This is a genomic window from Rhizobium sp. WW22 (assembly GCF_047041135.1).
Taxonomy (GTDB): Bacteria; Pseudomonadota; Alphaproteobacteria; order Rhizobiales; family Rhizobiaceae; genus Rhizobium.
In genome coordinates this window covers 2,291,874-2,308,488 of the sequence record NZ_CP178198.1, presented here as the reverse complement: position 1 = coordinate 2,308,488, position 16,615 = coordinate 2,291,874, and the positions used below count along the sequence as shown (strand labels likewise).

Annotated in this window: 12 protein-coding genes and 1 pseudogene; 4 read left to right on the top strand and 9 right to left on the bottom strand. The window is 60.4% G+C overall.

The features are described from left to right. Positions 1 to 32: 32 nt before the first annotated feature. Positions 33 to 1,568, bottom strand: a complete 1,536-nt coding sequence (locus ACK83U_RS11390; protein WP_112604380.1) for an ABC transporter substrate-binding protein — start codon at positions 1,566 to 1,568, stop codon at positions 33 to 35. A gap of 357 nt (positions 1,569 to 1,925) precedes the next feature. Here ACK83U_RS11390 and ACK83U_RS11385 point away from each other — a divergent pair, with 357 nt between their 5' ends. Next, a complete protein-coding gene (locus ACK83U_RS11385; RefSeq protein WP_112604382.1) occupies positions 1,926 to 4,079 on the top strand; it encodes an indolepyruvate ferredoxin oxidoreductase subunit alpha in 2,154 nt (717 codons plus the stop codon). Between the two features lie 9 nt (positions 4,080 to 4,088). Beyond that, positions 4,089 to 5,648: an indolepyruvate oxidoreductase subunit beta family protein gene (locus tag ACK83U_RS11380; protein ID WP_112604384.1), complete on the top strand. Its 1,560-nt coding sequence runs from the start codon at positions 4,089 to 4,091 to the stop codon at positions 5,646 to 5,648. A gap of 49 nt (positions 5,649 to 5,697) precedes the next feature. Here ACK83U_RS11380 and ACK83U_RS11375 read toward each other — a convergent pair whose 3' ends face one another. The 3 genes from ACK83U_RS11375 to ACK83U_RS11365 all read right to left on the bottom strand — a co-directional run bounded on the left by ACK83U_RS11375 (position 5,698) and on the right by ACK83U_RS11365 (position 8,666). Further along, positions 5,698 to 6,204 carry a MarR family winged helix-turn-helix transcriptional regulator gene (locus ACK83U_RS11375; RefSeq protein WP_112334973.1) on the bottom strand — a complete coding sequence of 169 codons (507 nt, stop codon included), beginning with the start codon at positions 6,202 to 6,204 and terminating at the stop codon, positions 5,698 to 5,700. A 27-nt stretch (positions 6,205 to 6,231) separates the two neighbouring features. Then, complete coding sequence (locus ACK83U_RS11370; protein WP_112604386.1) at positions 6,232 to 7,821, bottom strand: phytoene desaturase family protein; 1,590 nt, start codon at positions 7,819 to 7,821, stop codon at positions 6,232 to 6,234. Between the two features lie 62 nt (positions 7,822 to 7,883). After that, the gene (locus tag ACK83U_RS11365) at positions 7,884 to 8,666 is read right to left on the bottom strand and encodes a cyclase family protein (RefSeq protein ID WP_112334971.1); all 783 of its coding nucleotides are present in this window, start codon (positions 8,664 to 8,666) and stop codon (positions 7,884 to 7,886) included. Between the two features lie 394 nt (positions 8,667 to 9,060). On the opposite strand from ACK83U_RS11365, the gene ACK83U_RS11360 reads away from it, so the two are divergent. Together ACK83U_RS11360 and ACK83U_RS11355 are read left to right on the top strand one after the other, a co-directional pair. Then, positions 9,061 to 10,632: a phytoene desaturase family protein gene (locus ACK83U_RS11360; RefSeq protein ID WP_112604388.1), complete on the top strand. Its 1,572-nt coding sequence runs from the start codon at positions 9,061 to 9,063 to the stop codon at positions 10,630 to 10,632. Positions 10,633 to 10,729: 97 nt separating this feature from the next. After that, a complete protein-coding gene (locus tag ACK83U_RS11355) occupies positions 10,730 to 11,245 on the top strand; it encodes a MarR family winged helix-turn-helix transcriptional regulator (protein ID WP_112604390.1) in 516 nt (171 codons plus the stop codon). Between the two features lie 64 nt (positions 11,246 to 11,309). Here the strand turns inward: ACK83U_RS11355 and ACK83U_RS11350 are convergent, their stop codons facing one another. The 5 genes and pseudogenes from ACK83U_RS11350 to ACK83U_RS11330 form a co-directional block, all read right to left on the bottom strand. Beyond that, positions 11,310 to 11,984 carry an amino acid ABC transporter permease gene (locus tag ACK83U_RS11350; protein WP_112334969.1) on the bottom strand — a complete coding sequence of 225 codons (675 nt, stop codon included), beginning with the start codon at positions 11,982 to 11,984 and terminating at the stop codon, positions 11,310 to 11,312. Between the two features lie 92 nt (positions 11,985 to 12,076). Next, the gene (locus ACK83U_RS11345) at positions 12,077 to 12,874 is read right to left on the bottom strand and encodes an ABC transporter substrate-binding protein (protein ID WP_112399211.1); all 798 of its coding nucleotides are present in this window, start codon (positions 12,872 to 12,874) and stop codon (positions 12,077 to 12,079) included. A gap of 79 nt (positions 12,875 to 12,953) precedes the next feature. Continuing rightward, entirely contained in the window at positions 12,954 to 14,162 is a 1,209-nt protein-coding gene (locus ACK83U_RS11340) for a pyridoxal phosphate-dependent aminotransferase (RefSeq protein WP_412474594.1), read from the bottom strand. 188 nt (positions 14,163 to 14,350) lie between these two features. Next, positions 14,351 to 15,133, bottom strand: a complete 783-nt coding sequence (locus ACK83U_RS11335) for an aldolase/citrate lyase family protein (RefSeq protein ID WP_112604392.1) — start codon at positions 15,131 to 15,133, stop codon at positions 14,351 to 14,353. Between the two features lie 169 nt (positions 15,134 to 15,302). Next, positions 15,303 to 16,582: pseudogene (locus ACK83U_RS11330) on the bottom strand (cysteine desulfurase-like protein). Positions 16,583 to 16,615 lie beyond the last annotated feature (33 nt).

The window sequence follows — 16,615 nt, the reverse complement described above, 5'->3', positions numbered from 1 at the left end:
GAGGGGCAGCCACATACTCAAAGCCTGATGCATCAAGCCTTCGACACGAGCGTCGGCTGCAGGGCGCCGGAGACGTTCGGCGTGACCTTGAGGCTCGACTTGTAGACGATCGGCTGGGCATATTGCAGCAGCGGGATCACATAACCCTGCTCGGCAATATATTTGATCGCCGCCTTCCAGCCGGCAATGCGCTTCGTTTCGTCCTTTTCCACCCAGAGCGGTCCCAGCATGTCGTCGACATCCTTGGTCTTCCAGGCAGAGTGCGGCGAGGGTCCGAACATGGCGAAGCCGGTCGATGTCGTCGGATCGCCGATGGCGTTGCCCCAGTTGTAGAAGGCGGCCGGCCCGAGCTGATGGGCGGCACGCAGCTCGTAGTGCTTAGCGATTTCGTAGACTTCGATTTCAGCCTCAATGCCGACCTTGCGCCACATGCCGACGATCGCCTGGATCATCTCGTAATCCTTCGGCTTGAAGCCGCGGGTGGTCTTGATGGTGAATTTCACCGGCTTTTCCGGCGAATAGCCGCTGGCGGCCAGAAGCTTCTTGGCCTGTTCCGGATCGTAAGGGGTTTTGACGGAGGCGTCGTAGGCCTCATATTCCGGCGCTTCCAGCGTCGATAGCGGCTTGCCGTAGCCGCGCAGCAGCCGCTTAATGATCGCTTCCTTGTCGATCGCCATATTGGCGGCAAGACGGACGTTCTTATCGAGCATCGGGTCGACATTGCTGATGAAGATCATGCCGATGTCGGAGATGGGGGTGGCGACGCCGGCGAGACCTGACTTCTTCTTCAGCCGGTCGAAATCCTCATAGGGTATTTCCAGCGTCACGTCGGATGAACCGGACTCGATTTCGGCCACGCGGCTCGTCGTATCCGGCACGAACTTGAAGATGACAGTGTCGAAGGCGGGCTTGCCGCCGAAATAGTTCGGGTTTGCCTTCAGGCGCAGATAGGAATTGCCCTCATAGGCGTCGACCATATAGGGGCCAGTGCCGATCGGCTTCTTTTCGAAGCCCTGTGCGCCCACCTTGGTATAATAGTCCTTCGGCAGGACGTAGCCGGTGAGGAAGGCCATCCATTTGAAATAGGTCGGCTCGAAACGGACGACATCGCCGGTGATGCGGTTGCCTTCCACCTTGTAATTGTTGGCGGTCGACCAGATGAACTGAATGGGGTTGCCCGTGTCCTGCTGGGCGGCGCGCTCCAGCGACCAGACGACGTCGTCGGGCGTAAACTTGGAGCCGTCATGCCAGGTTACACCCTCGCGCACGTCCATCCAGACCTTGGTCTTGTCGTCGTTCCAGCCCCAGGCGGTCAACAGGCCCGGCTGGAATTTCAGGTCCGGTCCCTGGCCGATATACTGGTCGAAGATCGAGCGATAGATCGCCTGGATCGTCGGGTTGACGGCGGATGGGCCTGTCGTCGGATCGAAAGAGGGCAAATTGACGTTGAAGGCGATGATCAGCGTGCCGGCTTCCGCTGCTTCCACAGGCGTTCTGCCGGCTAAAATCCCAGTCATGAATGCGGCCGCGCCGAGGCTGAGTGCCTCGCGCCGAGTAAGCTTAGTCATGGTCACTCCGTTCCCCTGTTAAGCGGCAGAAAAGCACGGCGCTCAACTGTCGCTGGCGATTTATTGTCGGAATGTTTTAATCTTAAAATACATATTTTGGAGCGGCAAGCGCTTTCTCTGGTGCTTGTAAAGAATCTGATGCTTTTTTGGCATCCATATTAAATGCGTACGCATATATCTGCGCTGCAATCCGGGGAGCGAAGATTCCGATTTGGAAGAAGGAAGGCAATGGCTTGCCGCTTCGAACTTACTCCATCGAGCCGGATTTCATATTTGTTCGTTGACAGCTCAAGGAAGTTCAAAATATGATTTTGCAAATGATTTAAAACGAGCCCACAAGGGCAAAGGGGTAACGTCATGGCCGAGCGATCGTTTGCGCGCGAGGTCGAGGATCTGAAGCTCGGGGAAGGCGACATCTTCCGCGGCGAGGGTATTCTCGCGATCACCAAGGCACTTCTGCAATCCGGTGTTTCCTATGTCGGCGGCTATCAGGGCTCGCCGATCTCGCATCTCATGGACGTGCTGGCCGACGCCAAGGACGTGATGCAGGATCTGGGCGTCCATTTCGAGACATCGGCATCGGAAGCGGCAGCTGCCGCCATGCTCTCCGCCTCCGTCATGTATCCGGTGCGCGGCGCCGTCACCTGGAAATCGACGGCCGGTACCAATGTCGCCTCCGATGCGCTTTCCAACCTATCTTCGGGCGGGGTCACGGGCGGCGCACTCATCATTATCGGTGAGGATTACGGCGAAGGCTCCTCCATCATGCAGGAGCGCAGCCATGCCTATGCGATGAAATCGCAGATGTGGCTGCTCAATCCGCGCCCGAACCTGCCGTCGATCGTGCAGGCGGTCGAGGAGGGCTTCGAGCTTTCCGAGGCCTCCAATACGCCCGTCATGCTGCAGGTCGGCATCCGCAGCTGTCATGTGCACGGCCAGTTCGTCGCCAAGGATAACAAGCGACCGCCCTATACGCTGAAGCAGGCGCTGGAAAATCCTATTCGCGACGTCGACCGCATCGTGCTGCCGCCGGCATCCTTCCTGCATGAGAAGGAGAAGCTGGAGAAGCGTTGGCCTGCTGCGGTCGATTTCATCAGGAAGCGGCAGCTCAACGAGTATTTCGGACCCTCCGAGGGTGATGTCGGCATCATCCTGCTCGGCGGCATGTATAATGGCGTGCTGCGCGCACTGCAGCAGCTCGGACTTGCCGATGTCTACGGCAATTCCGCCGTGCCGCTTTACGTCCTCAACGTCGCCTATCCGCTTGTTGACGACCAGATCGCCGAATTCTGCGCCAGCAAGAAGGCGGTGCTGATGGTCGAGGAGGGGGCGCCCGAATATATCGAGCAGTCCCTGAACACCATCCTGCGCCGCCGCGATATTCAGACCAAGGTCGCGGGCAAGGACGTGCTGCCGATGGGCGGCGAATATACCGCGCCGGTGCTGATGAAGGGCATTAAGAATTTCCTCGAAGTCCATCAGCGCGTGCTGCTCGGCAACCAGCCGCCGCTGCCGGACCCGACACCTATCCTCAACGATCCCAAGATCAAGGCGCTCGCCGAAGTCGTGCCGCCGCGGCCGCCGGGTTTCTGCATCGGCTGTCCCGAGCGGCCGATCTTCGCTGCCATGAAGATGGTGGAGAGCGAACTCGGCCAGCATCACATATCAGGCGACATCGGTTGCCACCTCTTCTCGATCCTGCCGCCCTTCAATATCGGCAGCACGACCATGGGCTACGGGCTCGGGCCGGCGGCCGCTTCGGCCTTCAATGTCGCGGCGGATAAGCGCGTGATCTCCGTCATGGGCGATGGCGGCTTCTGGCACAACGGCCTGGCGACCTCTGTCGGTAATGCCGTCTTCAACAAGCAGGATGGTGTCATCCTCGTCGTCGACAACTATTATTCGGCAGCGACGGGCGGGCAGGACATACCGTCGTCGCGTGCGCTCAACCCACGCCGCAAGACCAACAATTCCATCGTCAATGCCGTCAAGGGCATTGGTGCGACCTGGGTGCGCCAGATCGACCGGACCTATGATGTCGCCAAGATGCGCGATACGCTGCGCGAGGCCCTGACCTCGAAGGAGCCGGGGCCGAAGATTATCGTCGCTTCCTCGGAGTGCATGCTCAACAAGCAGCGTCGCGTGAAGCCGCAATTCGCCAAGGCGGTGAAGGACGGCAAGCGTATGGTCAAGGAGCGCTTTGGCGTCGATGAGGATGTCTGCACCGGCGATCACGCCTGCATCCGCCTTTCCGGCTGTCCTTCACTGTCGGTCAAGCATACCGACGATCCGCTGAAGGACGATCCGGTGGCTGCGATCGATAATAATTGCGTCGGCTGCGGCAATTGCGGCGAGGTTTCCGAGGCGGCGGTGCTTTGTCCCTCCTTTTATCGTGCCGATATCATCCATAACCCTACGGGTTGGGATCGCTTCGTCGCTCGCATGCGCTCGAGCATCATCGGCTGGCTGCAGGCGCGTCGCCGCGCCGGCCGCATCGTCTTCGCAGATTGAGAGGGCGATATGAACGAGCATGTGAGCATGAGCGATCTCGGCGCCAACAGGCTTTCGACAGACAAACCGCTGTCGCTTGCCATCCTCGCCATGGGCGGGCAGGGCGGCGGCGTGCTGGCCGACTGGATCGTCGGCCTTGCGGAAGCCGAAGGCTGGATGGCGCAGACGACGTCTGTGCCGGGCGTTGCCCAGCGCACGGGCGCGACGATCTACTATATCGAAATGCTGCCGGCGAAGGATGGTCACGAGCCGATCTTCTCTCTGATGCCGACGCCGGGTGATGTCGATGTCGTCATGGCAGCGGAGCTGATGGAGGCTGGCCGTTCGGTGCTGCGCGGCCTCGTCACGCCGGACAAGACGCTGCTGATCGCCTCGACGCACCGCTCCTTTGCCGTTGCGGAAAAGGAAAAGCCGGGCGACGGCATCGGCAATGCCGAGGTGGTGGTCGATGCCACGGATTTTGCCGCCAAGCGCACCATCGCCTTCGACATGGAAACGATGGCCGTCAAGAATGGCAGCGTGATTTCGGCCTCCATGTTCGGCGCTTTGGCCGGCTCGGGTGCACTGCCGTTCGGCAAGCAGGCTTTCGAGGCGATGATCCGCGCCGGAGGCAAGGGTATCGAGCCCAGCCTGAAGGCGTTCAATGCCGCCTTCGACAGGGTCAAGGAAAAGCCGCGCGATGCGGTTTCCGCGACGCCGCCGAAGCATTTCGATGCGCTGCCTGAAACCGCCGGTCATCCGGCGCTGGACCGGCTGGTTAATCGCATCCGATCCGAATTTCCCGAAGTTGCCTGGCCGCTGCTGTTTGCCGGTGTCAAGAAGCTGACCGATTATCAGGATCCGGCCTATGCCGATGAATATCTGGGCCGTGTCGCGGCACTTCATGCGCTGGATCGAAAGGCTGGCGGCGCGAATAAGGATTTCGCCTTCATCGTGCAGGCGGCGAAATATGTCGCGGTCGCCATGGCTTACGATGATGTCATCCGCGTTGCCGATCTGAAGGTGCGTAGCTCGCGTTTCGAGCGCGTCCGTAAGGAAGTCGGCGCCAAGGACGACCAGATCGTTTACATGACCGAATACATGCATCCGCGCATGGATGAGGTCTGCGGCACGATGCCGAAGGCGATGGGCCTATGGATAGAAAACAGGCCGCGGCTGTTTGCCCGGCTGGACCGCTTCGTCAACAAGGGGCGGCGCGTTCAGACCGGCACGCTGTTCTGGTTCCTCGGCCTTTACATGGTCTCGGCGCTGCGCCGTATCCGTCGCGGCACGCTGCGGCACGCACGCGAGGTGGAACATCGCGAGGCCTGGCTTGCGGCGGCATCCAACCTGCTGGCCGCGAATTACGATCTCGCCGTCGAGGTGCTCGGCAACCGCCGCCTCGTGAAGGGCTATTCCGATACGCATGCGCGCGGGCTTTCCAAGTTCGATCGGGTCATGTCGGCGCTGCCGCTCCTGCGCGACCGCGAGGATGGAGCCGCCTGGATGCGGCGGCTGCGGCAGGCTGCATTGCTGGACGAGAAGGGCACGGCGCTCGATGGCGCTATGAAGACTGTGGAGACGCTGTGAGGTTGCTGAGAGCACGGTGGCTTATTTCGCCCTTGGGGGCATAAGCCGCTCAGATTTCATGCTTCCTGATATTGTGCAGCACCTTGTGCAGTGTCGAGATGAAGGTGCGGTATTCGGCCTCGTCGACGCCGTCGAACATTTGCAGGAAGAGGTCGTACATGGTCGGCCACACCTTCTCGAAGGCGGCGCGGCCTTCCTCGGTGATGGAGACATCGCGGATGCGCATGTCTTCGGCGCGGGGCTGGCGGCGGATGTAACCCTGTTGTTCGAGCGAGTCCAAAGTGCGGCTCATCGTCGATTGCTCGGTCACGGCGAAGACGGAGAGCTCGTTGATGGTGACGCTGGAGGAGACGCTGAGGACGGCAAGCGCACGCATCTTGGCGGTCGTCATATCGTATTCGCGCAGCTCTTCCGAAAGATTGGCGTTCCAACGCGCCATCAGCCGGTTCATGAGATAGGGCGCGAAGTGATTGAGGCCGATTTCGCCCATGGTCGGGCGCTTCGCGTTCTCATCCCGCGTGCGCCTCAAAACGGTGCCTGAAAACCGTTCCTCCATCGACGAAACTCCTCCTTCGGAAACGTGTTACTTCAGCGATGATGCGAGCAGGAAGCCGGAGCCCCCACCAAGGCCCGCACCGGGATGCGCCGAAGCGCCGATGTGGTAAAGGCCTGATATGTGGGTGCGGTGGTTAACAGATGACTTGAAGGGACGCCAGATGAAAAACTGGTCGAGGCCGCAATAGCCCCCGTAGGGGTCGCCACCGACGAGGTTCATGTTCATCGCTTCCAGATCCGCCGGAGAATAAGCGCAGCGCGCGAGCTTGATGTTTGCAAAATCCTCGATATGGCTCGCAAGCAGAGCTTCGATGCGGTCGGCGTAGCGCTCGCGCACCTCTTCCGTCCAGCGGCCGTCTTCAGGCGTTTCGATTTCGCCCGCGGCATCGCCCTTGATGCGGCGTGGTGCTTCGGGAAGTTGCAGCCAGAGGATCGATTTACCTTGCGGGGCGCGGGTGGGATCGAGTGCGACGGGCTGGCCCACACAGACGGTGGGTTCGGCGGGCAGAAGCCCGCGTTCACATTCATTGGCGGCGCGCGAGACGCCGTCGAGGCCAGGGGTCAGGTGCAGCAGCGCCACCTTGCCGAGTTCGGCATTGGCCTTCCAGCGCGGCGGCTCGGAAAGCGCGTAGTGGATCTGCATATCGCCCTTGCCGTAGCGGTAGCTGGCAACGCCTGATTTGATCTCCGGCGGCAGCGGATCCGGCCAATCCTTCATCAGCCGCTCGTAGAGCTGGTTGGGGGTTACCGAGCAGATCACGCCGGCTTTCGCCTTCAACGTTTCGCCGTTCGCAAGACGCACGCCGTCGGCGCTGCGATTGTGGTCCGGAATGATGGCCGCGACATCGGCACTCACACGAATTTCACCGCCATGATCGGCAATCAATCGTTCGAAGGCCTTCAGCAGCTTCTCGGCGCCGCCCTTGACGATCGGCGCGCCACCCAATTCCAATGCAAAGCCGATCACCTTCAGCATTTCGGCGGAATAGGCGCTTTCGGGCCCGAGGCCGCAATGGAGCACCCAAGGCGCCCAGAGCGCATGGATATCCTCGGACCTGTAACTGGTTTCGAGATAGCCGCGTGCCGGCGTCAAAGCATCGCCAAACCAGGCGGCGAGCTTGCGCAACCCGCGGTTCCAGCCCTGCTTTGCAACAGTCTTCAGGGTCGATCCTGACCATAGCGCACCGCCAAGCAGGGAAAACAGGAATGGCGCGTCGGCCGCAAGTGCTTCCATCTCACGGGAAAAGGTCTGCCCGTCGCCGGGCGACAGTTTGTCGAAAGCGGCGATATTTCGCTGTCTGTTCTTGGAAAAGATCACATGCGAACCGTCGGGACGGAGCACGCCCGTGGGGAGCTCGGCATGGGCGAATTCCAGGCCTCGCGCCTCGAGATCCTTGCCGATGGCGCCATAGGCCGGCGAGGTCAGGAACAGCACCATGGTCGTTGCCATGACGTCGTGGATGAAGCCGGGCTGGGTGATCTCCTCGGTGCGCAGGCAACCGCCGATGCGGTCGTTGCGCTCGAGGACGAGCACCTTGTGGCCCTTTTTGCCGAGCATGGCGGCTGCGACGAGCGCATTTATGCCGCTGCCGACGATGATGTAGTCATGATCGCCCATTGCTGCCGCCCCTCATTGGCAAGATGAACAGAAAGGAGGAGCCTGCCCCAGGCTCCAGCCTATCATGCGATCAATGCCAGTGCGCGAACCGGCGAGCCCGTGCCCTTGACGAACTTCAGCGGTGCGGCGATCAGCACTGCGCCCTTGGCCGGAAGCTGGTCGAGGTTGGAGAGGCTGGCGAGGCCATAGCGATTGGCCTTGTGCATAAGGTTGTGCGCCGGGAAGGGCGGGTTCATGCCACCAGCAGAACCGGCATCGGTGCCGATCGTTTCCGAACCCCAGCCGATGATACCCTTGGTGAGCAGATATTCGATCGCTTCTGCTGTCGGGCCGGGAGAATGCGGGCCGTTTTCATCAGCGTTCAGGAAGGTTTCGGTCGAACCGTTCCGCTTGTACCAGTCTGTGCGCAGCAGCACCCAGCTGCCGGGCTCGATCGCGCCGTTCTCAGCTTCCCATTCCTTGATGCTTTCGACCGTCAGCAGATAATCAGGATTGGCGGCGGCTTCCTTGGAGCGGTCGATGACATTGACCGGCGCCACGAAGTTCTGCGGCGGGATGGTGTCGGTCGTGTTGTTCGGATTATCCTTGCCGGTGATCCAGTGGCAGGGCGCATCGAAATGTGTGCCGGTGTGCTCGCCGAGCTCCAGCCAGTTCCAGGCCCAGAAGGGGCCGTCCTGATTGTATTCCGAGATCGTATGGACCTTGACGTTCGGCGTGTTCTTGCCGAACTGTGGCGGCAGGTAGAGCACCGGTGTGTCGGGTCCGAGCGGCGCGGTGAGATCGACGACCTTGACGGAGCCCGAAAGCAGGGCCGAGGCGAGGCTGGCGAGTGTGGTAGCGGTCATTTTTTTGCGTTCCCCTTGTTGTTGCAGGATCCCGTGCGAAGAGCCTTTTTGCAGGTCTTTTGTTCAGGATCAGGCATGAAATCGACATCGCCAGACGCGGGTGCCTTTCCTCCTGGCACCGGGTCCGCGTGGCGGCGGAATGAAGGGAGCCTATGTCACAATATATGATATTGCAAGCATTCGGCTGGGGTTCGCGGCGCCAATTTTGACATAAAATCGCCGGCCATCATGAGTTTGTAAGTTACTGAAGTAAAACGGCATTCCTCGGCGTAATTCGATGAAATGTTACCAATGGTTGCTTGCGTCCCCTGTGATTCGCGCCAACGGATACTTGAAGCTTAAAACTCAAAATGTATGCATGTGATAATAATAACCACAAATCAGAAAGGGGCTGATGATGAGCTATGATGCGATCATAGTGGGGGCCGGCCATAACGGTTTGGCGGCGGCAGTGCATCTGGCTTCCAAGGGCTGGAAGGTTGCCGTCATCGAGGGAAATTCGGAGCCCGGCGGTGCAGTCAAGACGCGTGAGGTGACGCTGCCCGGTTTTCGGCACGATCTGTGCGCCATGAACCTTTCGATGTTCGCCGGCTCGGCCTTCTTTGCGCAGTATAAGAACGAGCTTCTGGCCGAAGGGCTGGGCTTTGTGCCCGCCGCGGATTGCTTCGCCAGCGTCTTTCGCGACAACACCTATCTCGGCGTCAGCACCGATCTGGAAAAGACCGCGGGAGCCATCGCCGATATCTCGCCGCAGGACGCAGCTGCCTGGCGCAATATGCTCTCGCAGTTCGGTGCGGATGCGCCGCATATTTTCGGCCTGCTCGGCTCGCCCATGCCTTCGATGGCCGCCGCCAGGGTCGTTTGGAAGGCATGGCGCGAAAAGGGAATGGGTTGGATTTATGAGACCGCGCGCATGCTCTTTGCATCGCCGCGCGATTTTCTCGATGCCCGTTTCCAGAATACCAAGCTCAAGACGATGATGGCTGCCTGGGGGCTGCATCTCGACTTCGCGCCCGACGTCGCCGGCGGCGCGCTGTTTCCCTATCTCGAATCCATGGCCAATCAGGCATTCGGCATGGTGATCGGCAAGGGCGGTGCCGATACGATCATCAAGGCGATGGCGGCCGTGCTGAAAAGCAAGGGCGGCGAGCTGATGCTCGGCACGCGCGTGGACAAGATCACGACCTCGGGCGGCAAAGCGGCGGGCGTTGTGCTGGCCGATGGACGACGTTACGAAGCGAAGCGTGCGGTCATCGCCAATGTCCATCCGCAGATCCTGTTCGGCAAGCTTCTGGATCAGGATCCGTCACGGCAGGAGTTTGACGGCAGGATCAAGCGCTTCCGCGCCGGACCGGGCACGATGATGATCCATCTGGCGCTGTCGGGCCTTCCGGATTGGACTGCGGGTAAGGCGCTCCAGAATTTTGCCTATGTGCATATCGCGCCGGATCTCGAAATGATGTCGCGTGTCTATGCCGAGGCCATGGGCGGGCTGCTGCCGGCTGAACCTGCCCTGGTGGTAGGCCAGCCGACTGCCATCAATCCGTCGCGCGCGCCCGACGGGCAGCATGTGCTTTGGATACAGGTGCGCGTCCTGCCGGCGGAATTCCATGGCGATGCTGCCGGTCAAATCTGCGGCGCGGGTTGGGATGAGATCAAGGATATCTATGCCGAGCGCGTTTTCGATATCGTCGAACGTTATGCGCCCGGCTTGCGCGGCAAGATATTGGGGCGCTCGGTCTTTTCGCCCATCGACCTGGAGCGCGAGAACCCGAATCTCATCGGCGGCGACAACCTCTCTGGCAGTCATCATCTCGACCAGAATTTCCTGTTCCGCCCCGTTGCTGGCTATTCGCGATACAAGACGCCCGTGGCATCGCTCTACATGTGCGGGGCCTCGACATGGCCTGGCGCAGGAACGGGTGCAGGTTCCGGTTTCATGCTGGGGAAAATGCTGGCCAAGTGAGCGCCATATGACTTGACGTTCAAACCTTTGACATTTCAAATATCGTCCCCTAGATCGCTGGGATTAGCGATGCGGAACGATAGGCCGAGGCGACGTTATGACAGAGTCCGAGAGTGCAAGCGTTGATCTGGAGATCATCGTTCAGGGCGCGCAGGAAGGCAAGAAGCTCGAACTGCGGCTCTGGCTGCGGATGTTGTCGACGACCAAGCTGATTTCGCAGGAAATCCGCCGCCGGCTGCGCAATGAGTTCGGAGCGACTTTGCCGCAGTTCGACCTGATGGCGCAGCTCTATCGCGAGCGAGAGGGCTTGCGTCTTGGAGAGTTGTCGAAGCGCACCATGGTCACCAACGGCAACGTCACCGGTCTTGTCGAGAGGCTGGAGGCGGATGGCCTCGTGCTGCGTGTGACACCCGATGGCGACCGGCGCGTCACGGTCGCGAAGCTGACGGAAAAGGGCGAGACCCAGTTCAGCGCCATGGCCGCCGCCCATGAAGGCTGGCTGCGCGACATGATGGCGGATGTGGAGCCCGCGATCGTCAGTGAGCTGTGGCGGGATATCGGCGCGGTGAAGTCATCGGTCAGCAACCATCTTTCCGGCGCCGACTTCGATTGATGGTAAAGCATGTCACGCAAAAGTGTGTAGCGGTTTTGCGGTAACGACATGCGTCAACGAGGGACTATCTCGCCCGCTCGTCCTTGAACTTCTTTTCGAGCACGCTGACGAGGCGGACCATTGGCCAGAGCAGGATGATGTAGATCAACGCGGCCATGATGAGCGGGGAGGGGTTGGCGTAGAAGCCTTGAGCGTTCTGTCCTTCCTTGAGCAATTCGGGAAGGGCCACAGTCGAAGCGAGCGACGTATCCTTGAACATCGACACGCAGTTGCTCGTCGTCGGCGGGATGACGATACGCACCGCCTGCGGCAGCACAACCTTATAGAGGGTGATCAGGAAGGGGATGCCGAGGGCTGCGGCCGCCTCGAATTGCCCGCGCGGCACACTTTCGATCCCTGAGCGAAAGACTTCCGCCGAATAGGCGGCAAGCACGATCGAGAACCCGAGGATCGCCGACCACCACGCGGAAAAGCTGATGCCGACAAAGGGTAGCGCGTAATAGATCAGGATCAGCACGACCAGCATGGGCATGGCGCGCATGATGTCGATATAGGCAATCGTCAGGAGCTGCAAAGGTTTGGGAGCATAGAGGCGGATCAGGCTGATGACGAGGCCGCCGGTCACGCCGATCAGGATGCTGACGACGCCGAGCGCAATGGTCATCCAAAGCCCGCGCAGCAGCTGTGGGAAAGCCGAGATCATGACGTCGGAGTTAAGGAAGGTGTCGACGAAAGACATTGGCACTCCCGCGTGTGAAACGAAGACGAGGTTCTTGCAACCACGCCGGTCGTTGCGACCGGCGTGGTTTCATTTCGATAATGATCTTTTGATCACGCTTTGGGGATAGGCAGTTCGGTGACGGTCGAGGAGCCTGCCGGCGCCTTGCCGCCGAACCACTTCTCGTGGATCTTTTCCAGCGTGCCGTCCTTCTTCATCGCGGTGATGGCATCGTTGATCTTGGCGACGAGTGGCGAATCCTTGGTCATCATCAGGCCATACTGCTCGCCGGTCTTGATGCGATCCTTGATGGCGAAGCCCTTGGTCTTGACGAAGAGATATTGCATGCCGGGGATGTCGCTGACAACGGCATCGATGCGGCCGGCGCCGAGATCGAGGAACATATCCTGCTGCGAGTTGTAGCCCTTGACGTCGGCAAAGCCCTGGGCGGCCTTGTTGTCATTGACCCATTTTTCACCCGTCGAGCCCGACAGTACGCCGATGGTTTTGCCCTTGAGATCGGCAAGCGCCTTGATCGAGCTGCCGTCCTTGGCGGCGACGCCCATATCGGAGTCGTAATAGGGCTGGGTGAAAGACTGCGACTTCAGGCGTTCCGGCGTAATCGTGATGGACGAGATCGCCACGTCGATGCGCTTGGAACTGGTTGCGGCAAACAGGGCCTGAAAGCCGTAGTCGGCGATGTTCGTGGTCATGCCCGCGCGCTTGGCCGCTTCGTTGACGATATCGACCTCGAAGCCTTCGAAGCCGCCATTCGCGGTCTTATATTCGAAGGGCGGGTTGTTTGGATAAGAGCCGACGTTCAAGACATCGGCGGCATAGGCAAAATGGCTTCCGCCGGCGAGGCCGACGGCGGTCGCCAGGATTAGCAGACCGCGACGAGTAATGGACATTTTTTAGTCTCCCTCTGGTTATGGCCGCGGGCTTTTCCTCTCACCCGCGGTATTCCCGTCCGCCCGACCGGCGGCCGTATCATGTCATCGCGTTGACCATGCGATCGAGCGCGATGCGCATCTGTTCGGTTTCGCGGAAGGTGCACATGCGCAGGAATGCGCGAGACGCCTCGCCGAAGTGATATCCCGGCGCTAGGCCGACGCGGGCCGTTTCGAGAATGCGCTCGCAGAGCGCCGTCGCATCGGGTTCGCCCTGCAGCGCGAAGAAGGCATACATGCCGCCGCGCGGCTTTTCGGGCAGGATGATGCCCGGTATCTTCGGCAGCTTCTCATAGGCAAGATCGAGGCCGGCCTTGATCCGGCCGCGGATTTCTGAAACCAGCGGCTCGCCTTCGCGCAGAGCGGCGGCGGCACCCGCTTGAACCATGGCCGAGGTGCCGCTGTTGATATACTGCGTCATGGCGCCGAGCTGGTCGGCGACGGCCGATGGGTGCGTCAGCCAGCCGACCCGCCAGCCGGTCATAGCCCAGGCTTTCGAGAAGCTATTGATCGCGATGACGCGATCGCCGTCTTCGGCCACCTGCAGGATTGAAGGGGCGATGTCGCCATCGAAATAGAGGCGGGCATAGACCTCGTCGGAGATGATCCAGATGCCCGTGCGGCGGCTGAAATCGAGCAGCGCCTGCATCTCTTTGCGCGAGGCGGTCCAGCCCGTGGGATTGGAGGGCGTCGACAGGAAGATGGCTCGGGTGCGGGCATCGCAGCGGGCGAAGAGCTTGTCGAGGTCGAGGCGCCAGTCGGTATCGAAATCGAGTGACACGGCGCGCGGCTCGCCGCCGATGAGGTGGATGGCGTTATGGATATTCGGCCATTGCGGCGCGACATAGACAACATTGGTGCCGACATCGACGAGCAGTTCAAGCGCCATATAGAGCGCCTGCATGCCGCCGGGGGCGACTGTCGTGCGCTCGATCGGGATGGGGCGGCCATGCCAGTGTGTCTGATAGTCGGACAGCGCTTCGTTCAGCGTCGCCAATCCGCGCATATTCGGGACGTAGAAGGTTACCCCATCGTCGAGCGCCTTTTTCGCGGCATCCCGGATGAACTCCGGGGTCACGATATCCCCTTCGCCGAACCAGAGCGGAATGACGCCGCCGAGTTCGCGGGCGCGCTTGGCAAGCACGGCGATATTGTCGGTGTGCATGTCGCGGATCTGGGCGCGAATGCCTTCGAGAGCATCGCGGCCCGTCATCACGTTCGGCAGGTTATGCTGCGATAGAAGAGACAAGAAATTTCCCCTGGGAATTCTGCATTGGAGGGTTCAAACGGCTGCGGCAACTTTCGCTTTTGCAACCCCTCAATTTCGAATGGTTATCCAAAAACAACGGCATTTCAAGGACAAATTTTAAGCTTAAAAAGTCTACCTTCCTGCTCAATTTCGCTTTGCCCTTTGAAATGGTAACGCACTGATAGAAATCAGCTTTCCTTGTTCCATGGCGCATGCTTACCTTGTTTTGCGGCATCGACGCCGGCAGCCAGGCTGGCGCCCAGAAACATCGTATCGCTTGCCAGTATGAAGAAGCTGATGCCGGCTTCCGACCACGCGCCGACATCGTCTGCCGAAGGTCGAAAGACGCCGACCGCGCGACCGGCGGACAGTGCGGCTTGCGTGATGGTTCTGATCGCCGCATCGAGCCTGTCCTTGCCAGTAGGACCCATGGCGTCGATCGAAACGGAGAGATCGCCAGGACCGATGAAGATGAGGTCGACGCCATCGACGGCGGCGATCTCGGCGATATTGGCAAGCCCTTCGGCTGTTTCGACCTGGATGGCAAGCACGAGTTCGGCATTGGCCTTGGCGAGGTAATCCGGAATACGATAGCCATAGGCGGCCGCACGACCCGGACCGACGCCACGGGCGCCGAGCGGGGGATAGCGGGTGGCCTTGACGACTGAGCGCGCCTGCTCCGCCGTCGAAACACGGGGCACGAGAACGCCTGCCGCACCTGCATCCAGAACGGCTGCAATATCCTCCGCCGCATGTCCGGGCACGCGGACCATGGCCGGAACGCGATGGACATCGGCGGCGCGGATCAGATCCTCGATGCGCTCGCGGCTGATCTGCGAATGCTCCCAGTCGATGCAGAGGAAATCGACGCCTGAGGCTGCCGTGACTTCGATGGCGACGGGATGCGGAATGGCCGCAAATGTACCGATGAGCAGCTTCTGCTCGATACAGTTCCGGCGAAAATCGCTCATCGTCATCCTCATTTTAGCGGTCTCTCAACGAGGGGTAGGTCGAAAGATACAACTGCGAAACGGCTATTTGCTCCGTACTCAGAACAGTTTTCCGTACCGATCCGGCACCGGCACGGGGGCATTGCGGTGGCGGAGTTGTTCGGGCGCCGCCACCGCTCACAGGCACGGTCTACTTGCGCCGCGCCATGATCTCGGTCAGGACCGCGTCAAACCGGGCGATCTCCTGACCTTGTTATAATGCACCAGCGACACGCGGATGGCACCCGTTTCCATGGAAAGGCCAAGGCGTTTCATCAGGCGCGGTGCGAACATGTGGCCGTCGCGCAGGCCGATGCGCTGCTTGCCCATCTCATCGGCAAATTCCTGCGGCGTGATATCGGGCATGTTGAAGCAGATTGTGGGCACACGCTGTTCCAGGCGGTTTTCGTCGGAGATGCCGTATATGGTGGCGCCGTGGTGCTTCAAAACGGCAATCATCTCACGCGAGAGCATAAGTTCGTACTGACGGATCGCGCCCATGGCGGCGGCAAGCGCCTCGCGGCGACTATGGTCACCGGTCGGCATGAAACGGCGGCCAAGGCCTTCGAGATATTTGACCGCCGCGTTCATTCCGGCGACGTTCTCATAGGTGAAGGTGCCGACTTCGATCTTGTAGGGCGGCACGTCCGGAATGAAGTCTTCCTTGAAGGTGGGAAGCTTGACCAGCGCGTCATAGCGGCCCCAGAGGAAGCCCATATGCGGCGAGAAATTCTTGTAGCCGGAGCAGACGAGATAGTCGCAGCCCCAGGCCTGCACGTCGATCAGGCCATGCGGGCCGTAATGGACGCAATCGAGGAAGGTTTCGGCGCCGGCAGCTTGTGCCAGTTTGCAGACACGAGCGACATCGACGATCGTGCCAATGGAATGCGCGGTGACGGTGCAGGCGACAAGGCGGGTCTTGTCGTTAAGCAGCGGCTTCAGGTCTTCCACATGCAGCGTGCCGTCGTCGCGCATGCGCCACCAGACGATCTTGGCGCCATCAGCTTCCAGCGCCATCCAGGTGGCGATGTTGGCATCGTGATCCATGTCGGTGACGACGATCTCGTTGCGCTCGCCCAGCAGCTTGGCAATGCCGAGGCTGACAAGCCGAATGAAGGAGGTGGCGTTCTGGCCGAAGGAGATTTCTTCCGGGCGATAGGCGTTGACCAGCATGGCGACGCTTTCGCGCGCTTCTTCCAGATTGCGGTCGACGCCCTGGCTGTGCTGGTATTTCGCCATGCGCTGGACGTTGAAATCGATGAGGTGATTGGCAACCGCATCGACGACCGACTGCGGCACCTGTGCACCGCCCGCATTGTCGAGAAAGACGAAATCGCCAGCCTTCCGGATGGCGGGGAACATGGCGCGGATCTCGTCGACCGGGAAGCTGTTGTGGCCGGCGAATTGCGATGCGGAAGGGGCGGAGCTCATGGGATCTCGCTCTGAATATTGGGATTGAAATCT

Excerpts from the sequence above, each read along its gene's own strand:
- ACK83U_RS11355 (WP_112604390.1), top strand. The coding sequence starts at position 10,730 with ATGACAGAGTCCGAGAGTGCAAGCGTTGATCTGGAGATCATCGTTCAG.
- ACK83U_RS11360 (WP_112604388.1), top strand. The coding sequence starts at position 9,061 with ATGATGAGCTATGATGCGATCATAGTGGGGGCCGGCCATAACGGTTTG.
- ACK83U_RS11350 (WP_112334969.1), bottom strand. The coding sequence starts at position 11,984 with ATGTCTTTCGTCGACACCTTCCTTAACTCCGACGTCATGATCTCGGCT.
- ACK83U_RS11380 (WP_112604384.1), top strand. The coding sequence starts at position 4,089 with ATGAACGAGCATGTGAGCATGAGCGATCTCGGCGCCAACAGGCTTTCG.
- ACK83U_RS11370 (WP_112604386.1), bottom strand. The coding sequence starts at position 7,821 with ATGGGCGATCATGACTACATCATCGTCGGCAGCGGCATAAATGCGCTC.
- ACK83U_RS11365 (WP_112334971.1), bottom strand. The coding sequence starts at position 8,666 with ATGACCGCTACCACACTCGCCAGCCTCGCCTCGGCCCTGCTTTCGGGC.
- ACK83U_RS11390 (WP_112604380.1), bottom strand. The coding sequence starts at position 1,568 with ATGACTAAGCTTACTCGGCGCGAGGCACTCAGCCTCGGCGCGGCCGCA.
- ACK83U_RS11385 (WP_112604382.1), top strand. The coding sequence starts at position 1,926 with ATGGCCGAGCGATCGTTTGCGCGCGAGGTCGAGGATCTGAAGCTCGGG.
- ACK83U_RS11375 (WP_112334973.1), bottom strand. The coding sequence starts at position 6,204 with ATGGAGGAACGGTTTTCAGGCACCGTTTTGAGGCGCACGCGGGATGAG.
- ACK83U_RS11335 (WP_112604392.1), bottom strand. The coding sequence starts at position 15,133 with ATGAGCGATTTTCGCCGGAACTGTATCGAGCAGAAGCTGCTCATCGGT.
- ACK83U_RS11345 (WP_112399211.1), bottom strand. The coding sequence starts at position 12,874 with ATGTCCATTACTCGTCGCGGTCTGCTAATCCTGGCGACCGCCGTCGGC.